14 protein-coding genes are annotated in these 12,785 nt (G+C 74.0%); 9 read left to right on the plus strand and 5 right to left on the minus strand.

All coding sequences use genetic code 11. From position 1 onward, the window contains the following. Positions 1 to 26 precede the first annotated feature (26 nt). Complete coding sequence (locus tag O2W16_RS20435; protein ID WP_269160672.1) at positions 27 to 791, plus strand: crotonase/enoyl-CoA hydratase family protein; 765 nt, start codon at positions 27 to 29, stop codon at positions 789 to 791. A 213-nt stretch (positions 792 to 1,004) separates the two neighbouring features. Further along, on the plus strand, positions 1,005 to 2,171 hold the full coding sequence (locus O2W16_RS20440; RefSeq protein ID WP_269160673.1) for a glycerophosphodiester phosphodiesterase: 1,167 nt from the start codon (positions 1,005 to 1,007) through the stop codon (positions 2,169 to 2,171). A 72-nt stretch (positions 2,172 to 2,243) separates the two neighbouring features. On the opposite strand, the gene O2W16_RS20445 is transcribed toward O2W16_RS20440, so the two are convergent. Then, positions 2,244 to 3,116 carry a DUF559 domain-containing protein gene (locus O2W16_RS20445; RefSeq protein WP_269160674.1) on the minus strand — a complete coding sequence of 291 codons (873 nt, stop codon included), beginning with the start codon at positions 3,114 to 3,116 and terminating at the stop codon, positions 2,244 to 2,246. Between the two features lie 118 nt (positions 3,117 to 3,234). After that, positions 3,235 to 3,753 (minus strand): MarR family winged helix-turn-helix transcriptional regulator, encoded by a 519-nt coding sequence (locus O2W16_RS20450; RefSeq protein WP_269160675.1) that lies wholly within the window; start codon positions 3,751 to 3,753, stop codon positions 3,235 to 3,237. Positions 3,754 to 3,840: 87 nt separating this feature from the next. On the opposite strand from O2W16_RS20450, the gene O2W16_RS20455 reads away from it, so the two are divergent. After that, positions 3,841 to 4,398, plus strand: coding sequence for a YceI family protein (locus O2W16_RS20455; protein WP_269160676.1), 558 nt, complete (start codon positions 3,841 to 3,843; stop codon positions 4,396 to 4,398). Between the two features lie 73 nt (positions 4,399 to 4,471). On the opposite strand, the gene O2W16_RS20460 is transcribed toward O2W16_RS20455, so the two are convergent. Next, on the minus strand, positions 4,472 to 6,577 hold the full coding sequence (locus O2W16_RS20460; RefSeq protein ID WP_269160677.1) for a putative bifunctional diguanylate cyclase/phosphodiesterase: 2,106 nt from the start codon (positions 6,575 to 6,577) through the stop codon (positions 4,472 to 4,474). Between the two features lie 120 nt (positions 6,578 to 6,697). Here O2W16_RS20460 and O2W16_RS20465 point away from each other — a divergent pair, with 120 nt between their 5' ends. From O2W16_RS20465 to O2W16_RS20490, 6 genes are all read left to right on the plus strand, one after another. Further along, on the plus strand, positions 6,698 to 7,036 hold the full coding sequence (locus tag O2W16_RS20465; RefSeq protein WP_269160678.1) for a hypothetical protein: 339 nt from the start codon (positions 6,698 to 6,700) through the stop codon (positions 7,034 to 7,036). Between the two features lie 200 nt (positions 7,037 to 7,236). Then, positions 7,237 to 9,126 carry a translational GTPase TypA gene (gene typA / locus O2W16_RS20470; RefSeq protein WP_269160679.1) on the plus strand — a complete coding sequence of 630 codons (1,890 nt, stop codon included), beginning with the start codon at positions 7,237 to 7,239 and terminating at the stop codon, positions 9,124 to 9,126. Positions 9,127 to 9,429: 303 nt separating this feature from the next. Then, positions 9,430 to 9,909, plus strand: a complete 480-nt coding sequence (locus O2W16_RS20475) for a DUF5994 family protein (protein WP_269160680.1) — start codon at positions 9,430 to 9,432, stop codon at positions 9,907 to 9,909. Positions 9,910 to 10,009: 100 nt separating this feature from the next. Continuing rightward, a complete protein-coding gene (locus tag O2W16_RS20480) occupies positions 10,010 to 10,231 on the plus strand; it encodes an NAD-dependent epimerase/dehydratase family protein (RefSeq protein WP_269160681.1) in 222 nt (73 codons plus the stop codon). 10 nt (positions 10,232 to 10,241) lie between these two features. Continuing rightward, a complete protein-coding gene (locus O2W16_RS20485; RefSeq protein ID WP_269160682.1) occupies positions 10,242 to 10,715 on the plus strand; it encodes a hypothetical protein in 474 nt (157 codons plus the stop codon). Positions 10,716 to 10,721: 6 nt separating this feature from the next. Continuing rightward, on the plus strand, positions 10,722 to 10,985 hold the full coding sequence (locus O2W16_RS20490; protein ID WP_269160683.1) for a hypothetical protein: 264 nt from the start codon (positions 10,722 to 10,724) through the stop codon (positions 10,983 to 10,985). Between the two features lie 72 nt (positions 10,986 to 11,057). Here the strand turns inward: O2W16_RS20490 and O2W16_RS20495 are convergent, their stop codons facing one another. Continuing rightward, positions 11,058 to 11,690 (minus strand): class I SAM-dependent methyltransferase, encoded by a 633-nt coding sequence (locus O2W16_RS20495; RefSeq protein ID WP_269160684.1) that lies wholly within the window; start codon positions 11,688 to 11,690, stop codon positions 11,058 to 11,060. A 9-nt stretch (positions 11,691 to 11,699) separates the two neighbouring features. Further along, positions 11,700 to 12,731, minus strand: coding sequence for an NAD(P)/FAD-dependent oxidoreductase (locus tag O2W16_RS20500; RefSeq protein ID WP_269160685.1), 1,032 nt, complete (start codon positions 12,729 to 12,731; stop codon positions 11,700 to 11,702). Between the last annotated feature and the right edge of the window lie 54 nt (positions 12,732 to 12,785).

Genomic DNA, 12,785 nt, shown 5'->3' on the forward strand with positions numbered 1-12,785 from the left:
TTCTGACCCCCACGAGAGGACAGGCCATGACCGCACCAGTGCTCACCGAGGTGACCGACGGGGTCGGGGTGCTCACCCTGAACCGGCCGGCGGCGAAGAACGCCGTCGACCTGGCGACGACCGAGGCCCTGGCGGCCGCGATCGACGAGTTCGAGGCCCGCGACGACGTCGCCGTCCTGGTGCTCACCGGAGCGGGGGGCACCTTCTGCGCCGGCATGGACCTCAAGGCCTTCGCCCGGGGCGAGCGGCCGCGGATCGAGGGCCGCGGGTTCGCCGGGCTGACCGAGGCGCCGCCGGCCAAGCCGCTGATCGCCGCGGTCGAGGGCTGGGCGCTGGCGGGCGGCTGCGAGCTGGCCCTGAGCGCGGACCTGGTGGTGGCCGCCCGGGACGCCCGGTTCGGCATCCCGGAGGTCAAGCGGGGGCTGTTCGCCGCCGGCGGCGGGGTGTTGCGGCTGGCCAAGGCGCTGCCCTACCAGCGGGCGATGGAGATGGCGCTGACCGGCGACCCGCTGCCCGCCGAGGAGGCGCACCGCTTCGGCCTGGTCAACACCCTCACCGAGCCCGGCGGTGCGCTGGCCGGTGCGCGGGAGCTGGCCGCCCGGATCGCGGTCAACGGCCCGCTGGGGGTCCGGGCCAGCAAGCAGCTGATCGCCGGGTCGGTCGGCTGGACCGACCGGGCCGCGCTGGACGCGCAGCGGGAGCTGGCCGACCGGGTCTTCGGCTCGGCCGACGCCCTGGAGGGCGCCCGGGCCTTCGCCGAGAAGCGCCCCCCGGTCTGGCGCGGCGAGTGACAGCCCAGCGGGCTTCCCCGGCGGGGGAAGCCCGCTGGGCTGTCACTCGGTGAGTGCGGCTGCCCCTGGCGGCGACGCGCCGGGGGACTCGCCGACGCGCCGACCGACTTCACCGGGTGTTCGCCGGGCATTGCCTGTGCGGGGGTTGAGGTCCCACTGTGCTGGGTGGCGGGCCGCCGGCGATGGTCGCCGTCCGAGCCCGTGGGGGTCCCGATGAGCCGTACGTCCCGGCTGTCCGCCGCTGTGCTGACCGCTCTGCTCGCCGTCCTGCTGTCCCTGGTGGTCGCCCCGGCGTCCTCGGCCACCCCACGTGGCGGGGCCCATCACGGCGGTCATCCCGGCGCCGACCCCGCTGAGGACCTGCTGGTCATCGGCCACCGAGGAGCCTCCGGCTACCGGCCGGAGCACACGCTCGCCTCCTACGAGCTGGCCGCCCGGATGGGCGCGGACTACATCGAGTGCGACGTGGTCAGCACCGCCGACGCCGTGCTGGTCTGCCGGCACGAGAACGAGATCTCCGGCACCACCGACGTCGCCGAGCGTCCGGAGTTCGCCGATCGGCAGACGACCAAGACGGTCGACGGGGTGGAGCTGACCGGCTGGTTCACCGAGGACTTCACGCTGGCGGAGCTGCAGACCCTGCGTGCGGTCGAGCGGCTCCCGGAGCTGCGGGAGGAGAACACCCTCTACGACGGGCTGTTCACGGTGCCGACCCTGGACGAGTTCCTGGAGCTGCGCGAGGACCTCAGCCGTGAGCTGGACCGGGAGATCGGGGCCTACATCGAGACCAAGCACCCGACCTACTTCGACTCCATCGGGCTCTCGCTGGAGGAGCCGCTGCTCGCCGACCTGCGCGAGGCGCGCGTCGACCGCCGCAACTCCCCGGTGTTCCTGCAGTCGTTCGAGACGACGAACCTCCGTGAGCTGGACGCGGCAGGGGTGAAGGTCCCGCTGGTGCAGCTGCTGTCGGCCAGTGGGGCCCCGGCCGACCTGGTCGCCGCAGGTCAGCCGTACACCTACGCCGACCTGTCCACTGCGGTCGGCCTGGCCGTGATCTCCCGGTACGCCGACGGGGTGGGCCCGGAGAAGTCCCAGGTGATCCCGCTGGCCGAGGACGGCACGCTGGGGGAGCCGACCTCCTTCGTCGCGGACGCGCACGCCGTCGACCTGCTCGTGCACCCGTACACGTTCCGCAACGAGAACGCCTTCCTGCCGGCCGAGCTCGACGAGGGCACCGACCCGGCGGCCTACGGCCGGGCGCTCGAGGAGCAGCTGGCCTTCTGGGAGGCCGGGGTGGACGGGATCTTCACCGACAACCCGGACACCGGCGTGCTCACCCGCGACCTCTTCGAGGACGCGGAGCTGGCCCCGGCCGCCTGACGCGGCAGCCGCCTCACGAACGGTGAGTGGCAGCTCAGCGGGCTTCCCCAGGCTGGGAAGCCCGCTGGGCTGTCACTCGGTGAGTGCGGCGGCGATCCTCGCCAGCAGGGCGGCGGGGGAGTGCAGGTCGGCGGCGGTGACGAACAGCACCCGCCAGCCCGCGGCCTGGAGGGACTCGATCCGCCGACGGTCCGCGGCGATGCGGGTGGTGTGCCACGCCCCCTCGTACTCCAGTGCGATGCGGCGCTCCGGCCAGGCGAAGTCCACCCGGGCCAGGAAGACCCCGCCGCGGCGGACCACGTGCTGGGCCACCGGTGGTGGCAGCGACGACCGGGAGAGCAGCAGCCTGAGCCGGGTCTCCTGTGGTGAGGCGGCCAGCCCGTCGGCGAGTGCGCACGCCGCCCGGGCTCGGCGGCACCCGCGGCCGGTGAGCTCGGCGGCCGTCAGCTGCAGGGTCGCCAGAGTCGTGGCCCGCGCCGCGACGAACCGGTCCAGCAGGACGACGCCGTCGTCGAGGGCGAGCCGCCCGGCGAGCTCCAGCGCCGTCGTCTCCGGGGCGGTCGCGCGGACACCGCCGACGGGGCGCACCCACTCGCCGGGGACGGCGCGGCGGTGCACCACCACGCCGGGAGCGGCACCGCGGGGCGCACCCGGCGCAACGGTGACCTCCACGTCGTCCTCCGGGCCGGCGAGGTCGGTCAGCCCCCAGAGCACCGCGGCGCTGACCCCCGAGACGACGCCGTGCGGGAGCAGCAGCCGGCCCACCGCCCGCGCGCGCACCGTGTGGGTGATCTCGAGGGCGGCGTCGGCGTAGACGTCGGGGAACAGCCGCACCCAGGCGGCACTGCGCAGGTCGTCCGGGGTCAGCAGGCCGCTCCGGACGGCCGCCGTGCCGCGGAAGACACTGCCGCGGAGTCGCTCGGGACGGCGGGTCGGGCGGGGCACCGCCGCACCCTGCCGCAGCGGGGCAGGTCGCCGCTGGCGTCGTCCACAGCCGGTGAGTGGCAGCTCAGCGGGCTTCCCCGGGCGGGGAACCCCGCTGAGCTGTCACTCGGTGCGGGAGCTAGGGCTCGTCGTGCAGGTGGCGGAGCAGGGTGTCGCCGATGTCGCGCATCGCGACGACCTGCTCCGGGCTGAGCTGGTCGAACAGGTGGCTGCGCACGCTCTCCACGTGCACCGGGGCGGCCCCCTCCAGCGCCGAGAACCCCTCGTCGGTCAGGACGGCGAGCTGGCCACGTCCGTCCTCGGGGCAGACCTGCCGGCGCACCCACCCGCGTTCCTCGAGGCGGGAGACCGCGTGGGACAGTCGACTGCGCGAGGACAGGCACCGTTCGGCGAGCTCGCTCATCCGCAACTGTCGGCCCTCGGTCTCCGAGAGCTGGACGAGGATCTCGTAGTAGGCGTGCGAGATGCCGGTCTCCCGGGTGAGCTCGCGGTCGAGCCGGTCGTCGAGCAGCATCCAGCTGTACAACCAGGCGCGCCAGGCGCGCTGCTCGTCGGGGTCCAGCCAGCGCGTCGCGGCGGGCGGGACCGCGGCAGGCGCGCCCGTCGTCCGCGCCACGGGGGACACGTCACTCGTCATGGGGCGAGGGTACTGGCGGAATGCTCAAGCATTCAACTACGCTTCCCCCCAGGCAGTCAGTCAAACGCTCAACCACTTGGAGTCACCATGGCCAGCATCACCCAGATCCCCGGTTACGTCGTCGGCACGTGGGACATCGACGCCTCTCACTCCACCGTGGGCTTCGCCGTCCGCCACATGATGGTCAGCAAGGTCCGCGGCTACTTCCGCGAGTTCTCCGGTGAGATCGTCACCGCCGAGGACCCGGCCCAGTCCGCGGTGCACGCGACGATCGACATGGACTCGATCGACACCCGCCAGGAGCAGCGCGACGCGCACATCAAGTCCGCGGACTTCTTCGACGTCGGCAACCACACGGTCATGGAGTTCCGCTCCACCGGCGTCCGCAACAAGGGCGAGGACTGGGTCGTCGAGGGCAACCTGACGATCAAGGGCATCACCAAGCCGATCACCCTGGCCCTGGAGCTCAACGGCTTCGGCCCCGACGCCTACGGCGGCACGCGCGCCGGCTTCTCCGGCAAGACCTCCATCTCCCGCAAGGAGTTCGGCGTGGACATCGACATGCCGATGGACGGCGGCGGCGTCGTCGTCGGCGACAAGATCGAGGTCGAGCTCGAGATCGAGGGCGTGCTCCGCACCGCCTGATCGAGCGCCCCGTCAGCGGGGCCGTGCACTCCAGCAGAGCTCCCACCCGGCCGGGTGGGAGCTCTGCTGCGTCTCAGGGCAGCCGCTGCTGACCGGTCTGCCGCCGGCCCTCCGCCAGCAGTGCGCCCAGTCGGTCGCCGGTCACCGGCGGGGAGAGGTGGTGCCCCTGGGCGTAGGTGCACCCCACCCGGCGGGCCAGCTCCACCTGCGCCGCGGTCTCCACCCCCTCGGCGAGCACCGCCATGTCGAGGGCCGTGCCCAGGGCGGCGACCGCGCCGAGGAGCGCCTCGGGGGCCGTGGCGGCGGCCGGGAGTGGCCCGGTGACGAGTGCGCGGTCCACCTTCAGCACGTCGGCGGGCAGCGAGGCCACCGCCGCCAGGGAGCTGTACCCGGCTCCGAAGTCGTCGATGGCGATCCGGACGCCGTGGGTGCGCAGCTCGGAGAACTGGGCCACGGCGTGCTCGGGGTCGCGCGCCAGCGCCGTCTCGGTCAGCTCCAGCACGAGGTTCTCCGGGGCCAGGTCCCGCGCGGCCAGTGCCCCGAGGACGTCGTCGACCAACGTCCCCGAGGAGAGGTGGACGGCGCTCACGTTCACCCCGACGGCCAGGTCGTGCCCGTCGGCCTGCCACGCCTCGGCCTGGGCGATCGCCGTCCGCAGCAGCCAGCGGGTGATCGGCACGATCGTCCCGGTCTCCTCCGCGACCGGGATGAACTCGGCCGGTTCGAGCCGGCCCCGGTGCGGGTGGTCCCACCGCACCAGCGCCTCGCACCCGGTCACCGTGCCGCTGGGCAGGTGGACCACCGGCTGCCAGCGCACGGTCAGCTGGTCCAGTGCCGCCGCGTCCCGCAGGTGGGTGACGACCTGGCGCCGGCCCTCCAGGGCGGTGCGCAGGGTCGGGGTGAAGTGCAGGTGCTGGTCCCGGCCGTCGGACTTCGCGGCGTACATCGCGGCGTCCGCGTCTCGGAGCAGGTCCTCGGGCCCGGTGTGCGCCGGGTCGGAGGTGGCCGTCCCGATGCTCGCGGTCAACGACAGCCGCGTGCCGGCCAGCTCGAACGGCTCGTCGAAGACGGCCCGGAACCGCTGGGCCAGCAGCTCCCCGGCCGGGGCGTCGCAGTCGCGGGCGACCACCACGAACTCGTCCCCGCCCAGCCGCCCGACCACGTCGGTCGTGCGGGTCCGCTGCGACAGCCGGACCGCCAGCTCCTGCAGCAGCAGGTCGCCGGCGGAGTGCCCGAGGGAGTCGTTGACCTGCTTGAAGCCGTCGACGTCGAGGTAGAGGACGGTCACCGGGCCGCCGTCCTCGGCCAGGGCCCCGGTGATCGTCTCGTGCAGGGCGGCCCGGTTGGGCAGCTCGGTGAGGTGGTCGTGGCGGGCCTGCCAGGCGGCCCGCTGTTCGGCCCGCACCCGGTCGGTGATGTCGGTGTGGGTGACGACGACGCCCGGTCCGCCGTCCACCGGGAACGCCTGCAGGTGCCACCAGGTGTCGGCGGTGCCGGTGCCGGCGCCGGGCGCGGGGGAGTAGTCGAGGGAGAAGGACGGCGCCCGCCGCTCGAGCACCGCCTCCAGCCCCTCGACCGCCCGCTGCGCTTCGGGGACGCCCGTCGCGGCCAGCGCGCGGCAGGCGGCCAGGTAGTCGTCGCCGGGCCGGCTGGCGGCCGGCCGGCCCGCCGTCGTCGCCCCCTGTGCCCAGGCCGTGTTGATGGTCAGGATCGTGCCGTCGCCGCCGAGGATCGCGGTCCGGGCCGGCAGTGCGTTGAGCACCGCCCGGATGAGGGAGGACTCGGCGGCACGCTCCTCGTCGAGCCGGCGCCGTTCGTGCACGTCGCGGAAGAAGAGGACCAGGTCGTCCAGGACGGGGTAGGCGCGCACCTCGAACCACCGGTCCAGCGGTTCGTAGAAGAACTCCAGGTGCTGGCTGACCCGGGTCGACCGGGCCCGCCGGACCGACTCCTGCCACGGCGCCCCGGGCCGGTCCGGGAACTCGCTCCACAGCTCCTGGCCGACGAGTTCGGCGGCCGGCCGCTCGAGCAGTCGTTCGGCGGCGCGGTTGACCCAGGTGTAGCGGTACTCGGCGTCCAGGAAGCAGACCGCCTCGCTGATCGACGTCAGCGCCTCGGTGGCCCGGGCGCGCCAGGACCCGTCGGCCACCCACGGTGGTGGATCGGTGTGCTGGGTCATGGGGCTCCTCGCACGGTCCGGACGGACTCGGGCGGCGAACCGTACCGCCCAGGGTCACCGATCAGCCCCTCATGTGCAGGCCCGACCCACCGACCCGTGCCCGCTGGGAGACTGGTGGACATGTCGACCTCGACCCTCAGTCGTGTGCAGGCCCGGTTCCCCTCGGCCGTCGCGGTGGCCGTCGGGCTGGCCGCCGGGTTCGGCGTCGCCCAGGGCACCGGCGTGCGGGCGCTCGGCGGCGTCGTGTTCGCCGCGGGCGGCCTGGCCGCCGGGTGGCTCTGGTACCGCCGTCGCGGGGCGGCGGTGGCCGCGGCGCTGGCGGCGGGCTACGTAGCCGCCTTCGTCGGCGCGCACGTGCTGGCCCTCGGCGTCGGCTGGCCGTCCTGGCTGGCGGTCGGGGTGGTCACGGTGCTCGCCGCGGCGGTCTCCTGGGTGGTGGCCGACCGTCCGTCGTCGTGAGGCCTCGGTCCAGAGGCTCGTCCCGAGCCTGCGAGGGATGAGGGGCACCAAGGTCCTCCAAGAGTGGTAGACCGGTCACAGCCGCTCGGAGGGGGCCCGTCGTCCCCTACCATGGGAAGGTCTCGGCCGCCCGTGCCGTTACACCTGTCGCGCGCCGCTGCGCGCAGACCCCCACGCGATCCCCTGAGGTGCCTCTCCGCATGCCCACCCGCAACGACCTGCGCAACGTGGCGATCATCGCCCACGTCGACCACGGCAAGACCACCCTGGTCGACGCCCTGCTCCGGCAGGCCGGTGCCCTCGGGCGCTCGAAGGGCGAGGGGACGGACAACGACTCCACGCAGGACCGGGTCATGGACTCCGGCGAGCTCGAGCGCGAGCGCGGGATCACCATCCTCGCCAAGAACACCGCGATCCGCCTCGCCGACGAGGACGGCAACCCCGTCGTCGTGAACATCGTCGACACCCCCGGCCACGCCGACTTCGGTGGCGAGGTGGAGCGTGCGCTGTCGATGGTGGACGGTGTCGTGCTGCTCGTCGACGCCTCCGAGGGCCCGCTGCCGCAGACCCGGTTCGTGCTCCGCAAGGCGCTGGCGAAGGGGATGCCGGTCATCCTCGCGGTGAACAAGACCGACCGGCAGGACGCCCGCATCGAGGAGGTCGTCGACGAGACCTACGAGCTGTTCATGGAGCTGCTCGAGGACGCCGGCCTGCCCGCGGAGACCCTCGAGTTCCCGATCGTCTACTGCAACGGCCGTACCGGCCAGGCTTCGCTGAACAAGCCCGAGAACGGCACCGTCCCGGACAGCCCGGACCTCGGCCCGCTGGTCAAGACGCTGCTGGACACCGTGCCGGCGCCGGTCTACGACGCCGAGGAGCCGCTGCGCGCGCAGGTCACCAACCTCGACGCCTCGCCGTTCCTGGGCCGGCTGGCGCTGCTGCGCATCCACTCCGGTGAGATGAAGCGCGGCCAGCAGGTGGCCTGGTGCAAGGCCGACGGCACCATCACCCGCACCAAGATCACCGAGTTGCTGGTCACCGAGGGCCTCACCCGCACCCCGGCCGACAGCGCCGGCCCCGGCGACCTGATCGCCATCGCCGGCATCGAGGACATCATGATCGGCGACACCCTCGCCGACCCGAACGACCCGCGCCCGCTGCCGGCGATCACCGTCGACGAGCCGTCGATCTCGATCACCATCGGCATCAACACCAGCCCCATCTCGGGCAAGTCGGGCAAGAAGCTCACCGCCCGGCTGATCAAGAACCGGCTGGACCAGGAGCTGGTCGGCAACGTCTCGGTGCGTATGCTGCCCACCGAGCGCCCGGACACCTGGGAGATGCAGGGCCGTGGCGAGCTGGCCCTGGCGATCCTGGTCGAGCAGCTGCGCCGCGAGGAGTTCGAGCTCACCGTCGGCCGCCCGCAGGTGGTCACCAAGGAGATCGACGGCAAGCTGCACGAGCCGGTCGAGCGGGTCACCATCGACACCCCGGGTGAGTACGTCGGCACCCTGACCCAGGCGCTGGCCGTCCGGCGCGGGCGGCTCGAGAACCTGGTGCACCACGACACCGGCTGGGCGCGGATGGAGTACATCGTCCCCTCGCGTGGCCTGATCGGGTTCCGCACCGAGTTCCTCACCGAGACCCGCGGCACCGGCGTGCTGAACCACAACCTCGAGGGCTACGAGCCGTGGCTGGGCGACATGCGCGCCCGCCCGACCGGCTCGCTGGTGGCCGACCGCACCGGCGTGGCGACGACGTACTCGATGTTCTCGCTGCAGGAGCGCGGCCAGATGATGGTCGAGCCGGGCACGGCGGTCTACGAGGGCATGGTCATCGGTGAGAACTCGCGTCCGGACGACATGGACGTGAACATCACCAAGGAGAAGAAGCTCACCAACATGCGCAAGGCCACCTCCGAGGAGCTGGAGCGGCTCATCCCGCCGAAGCTGCTCAACCTGGAGCAGGCGCTGGAGTTCTGTGCCGAGGACGAGTGCGTGGAGGTGACGCCGGGCGCGGTTCGGGTGCGCAAGGTCGAGCTGGACCAGACGATCCGCGGTCGGTCCCGGAACCGGAAGCCCAAGCCCTGAGCACGGACCCTCCGGGGTCGTGACCGAACGCCGTCGTCCCTCCGGGGACGGCGGCGTTCGTCGTCCGGTGGGTGCGACGCGCGGACGAGGACTGCTGACACGGGTGGGTCCACTGTGTCGAGAGTTGTGGTTCAGTCACACTTCGTGATGGCTGGCCGGGCGGGCCTGGTGCGTTCGCCGGCTCTCCTCGTGGCGCGCCGGGGTGTCGCAGCGGCGGTCGTAGGTTCCGGTCCGGAGAGGTGGGCCCGGCGGGGAAGGCCGGGCACACCTGGGGGAACGGTGTGAGAGGTGGTCGGGGAGCCGATGACGGTCCAGCGGGCAGCAGGTTTCCGGAACGGGATCGACGTGCGGGTGCGCTTGCGCCCGGCGACGGCAGCGACCGACGGCACGTTCGACGGGGCGTGGTGGCCGCGCAGCCGGCTGCTGTCGGTCGAGCTGCCCGAGCTGGCGGCGGCGCTGCAGAGCCTCGGCGTACGGATCGACCGGTTCACCTACGCCGAGGGGGCCTGGGACGAGCCGCCGGCCCGCAAGGTGCTGATCGGCGGGCGCACCGTGCGCACCGGCGGGTTCGCCAGCATGGACCAGCAGCTGGTCTCCCTGACCGTCGACGGCGACCGGCGGGTCGACCTGCTGGTGGTCCCGCCGGAGGCCGATGCGCTCACCGGCGTGCGTGCGCTCCGGCTGGCCGGTCTGCGCGAGGACGCCGGCAACCCGCAGCGGGGGCTGCTCACCGCCCCGTCCCGGTCCCAGGTCGTCCCGCTCGCCGGCGTCCGCGCCGGCTGAGCCCGGCGGCCGGGAGGCTGGGGCGGCTCAGCCCGGCCAGGCAGTGAGCCGAGAGCGAACCGGCTGGACGGCGGCCGGGCGGCTGCGCTGAGGTCGGGGCATGCGACTCCTCGTCCTCGGCGGCACGCACTTCCTCGGCCGGCACGTCGTCACGGCTGCGCTGGAGCGCGGCCATGAGGTCGCCACGTTCACCCGAGGGGTCTCCGGGGCGCCCCCGGCCGGGGCCCGGGCGCTGATCGGCGACCGTGACGACCCGGTCACCTTGCCGGCGGCGCTCGACGGCTGGGTGCCCGAGCTGGTGGTCGACACCTCCTGCCAGTAGAAGGACCCCCGTGCCCCCCAGCACTCGCAAGCTCGCGCCGGGACCCTGCACGAGGGCCGACAGCCTCAACGCCTACCGGGACTGGCCGCCCGGGCCGATCGCCGGCGAGCAGGAGCCGACCTGGGACTCCGAGGAGGACTCCTACGGGCCGAACAAGGCGCACGCCGAGCGGGTGCTGGGCGCGGCGCTGGGGGAGCGGTTCCTGACCGCCCGCGCCGGGCTGATCGTCGGGCCGCACGACCCGCTGTACCGGCTGGGCTGGTGGCTGGACCGGATCGCCGCCGGCGGCCGGGTCGTCGTCCCGGCGGAGGGGCTGGACCAGCCCATCGCGCTGGTCGACGCCCGGGACCTGGCGGGCTGGCTGGTCGAGTCGGTCGAGCAGGGCCGGTCCGGTGCGGTGAACGCCACCGGGCCGGCGGGGATGACGACGTTCGGCGGGCTGCTGGACACCTGCCGGGAGGTGACCGGCGGCGACGCGGAGTGAATGCCGGTGGCCGAGGCGGAGCTGCTCGCGGCCGGCGTCCAGGAGTGGAGCCATCTCCCCCTGTGGCTGGCCGCCGAGACCGCCCGCACCGCCTGGGACGTCGACACGACGCGTGCCCGGGAGCTCGGCCTGCCCTCCCGTCCCGTACGCGACTCGATCGCCGACACCTGGACCTGGATGCAGACCAGCGAACGCCCGGAGCCCCCGGCCGGCCGGCCACTCCCTGGCCTCCCTCTCGACCTGGAGCGGACCCTGCTGACCGGGGGTTGAGCCGCACCGGCTGAGGTTGAGCCGCGTCAGGGCCCGGCTCAACCCCAGCCCAGGTGGGTCAACCCGGGCGGCTCACTCTCGCCGGCGGAGTCGGACCACCTCGTCGGCGTCGTGGTGGTCGTGCTCGCCGACCGGCCGCGGTCGGTTGCCGGCCAGGACGACGTCCCACTCCTGCAGGTCCAGGTCGGCGAGCACGTCGGCGGCCGAGGCGAAGCGGTCGGCCCCCCACACGGCGGCGCGTTGCTCGTCGTGGGCGTGGCCGACCCACAGCAGCGTGCCGCCGGGGGCGACCGCCGCCGCCAGCCGGGGCACCAGCGCGTGGCGCACCGCGGCCTCCGGGTGCAGGAAGTGGGCGGTGACCAGGTCGAACGCCGCCTCCGCGGGCTGCCAGGTGGCGACGTCGCCCTGCACCCAGGTCACCCGGTCAGCGAGCCCGGCGGCCGACGCCTGGACGGCGCCGCGGTCGAGGGCGGTCCGGGACCAGTCCAGGCCGGTCACCTGCCAGCCGCGGGAGGCGAGCCACAGCGGGTCGCCGCCCTCTCCGCAGCCGACGTCCAGGGCCCGCCCCGGCGCGAGGTCGGCGGCCTGGTCGGCGAGCGTCGGGTTGACCCGGCCGCTCCAGAGCGCGGTCGCGGTGGCGTAGCGCTCTTCCCAGGAGGCGTGGTCGTGGCCGGTCGAGGCCGGCTGCTGCTGGTGGTCGTGCACCGTTCCTCCTCAGATCCCGTGTCGGCGGTCGCCGAGCACCTGGTCGCACATTTCGCGCTCAGCCGCGGGGGAGAAGACCAGTCGGGTGGCCAGGGCGCGCCGGGTGGCCAGGGCCTGCCGGGTGTCCTCGGCGATCAGGTCGGCGTTGACCGCCACCGCGGCGTTGAGCCCGGCCGCGGCCGCGCTGATGACCTGCGCCCGGGTGTCGGTGACGTTCCCGGCTGCCCACACCCCGGGGACGGCGGTCGCCCCGAAGGCGTCCACCGGCACGCCGCTGCCCATCACCAGCTCACCCATCCGCTGCTCGACCGCCGCGAGCCCGAGGGACTCCAGGACGCCGGCCCGCGCGGTGAACCGCGGGGCCACCACCACCGCGTCGCGGGCGATCGCCGTCCCGTCGGCCAGCCGGACCCCGGTGAGCCTCCCGTCGGCGGTCTCCAGGCGGGCGACCTCGCCGACGACCACGCTGATGCCCCGCGCGGCCAGCTGCTCCCACTCCTCCTCGGTCGGCTGCGGGCCGGTGTGCAGGAAGAGGGTGAGGTCGGCGGTCCACTGCCGCCACATCAGCACCTGGTGCACCCCGAGGGCGCTGGTCGCCAGGACGCCGACCGCCTGGTCGCGCACCTCCCAGCCGTGGCAGTACGGGCAGTGCAGGACGTCCCTGCCCCACAGCTCGCGCACGCCGGGGACGTCGGGCAGCTCGTCGACCAGCCCGGTGGTCACCAGCAGCCGCCGGGCGCGCACCGACCGACCGTCGGCCAGCCGGACCTGGAAGCCGCCCTCGACCGGGGCGGCGGAGGTGACGTCGCCGTCGGTGAACTCCCCGCCGTAGCCGGCCACCTCGCTGCGCCCGATCGCCAGCAGCTCGCGGGGCGGGACGCCCTCCCGCCCCAGGTAGTTGTGCGCGTGCGCGGCGGGGGCGTTGCGGGGCGCTCCGCCGTCCACCACCAGCACCGATCGGCGGGCCCGGCTGAGCGCCAGGGCACCGCTCAGGCCGGCGGCGCCACCGCCGACGACCACCACGTCGTACTCCGTCTCCACCGTGCGCTCCTCTGTTCGGACGGCGGGTCACCTCTGGTGGTGACCCGCCGAGTC

The sequence above is a fragment of the Modestobacter sp. VKM Ac-2984 genome, from assembly GCF_026967985.1.
In the GTDB taxonomy this organism is placed as follows: domain Bacteria; phylum Actinomycetota; class Actinomycetes; order Mycobacteriales; family Geodermatophilaceae; genus Modestobacter.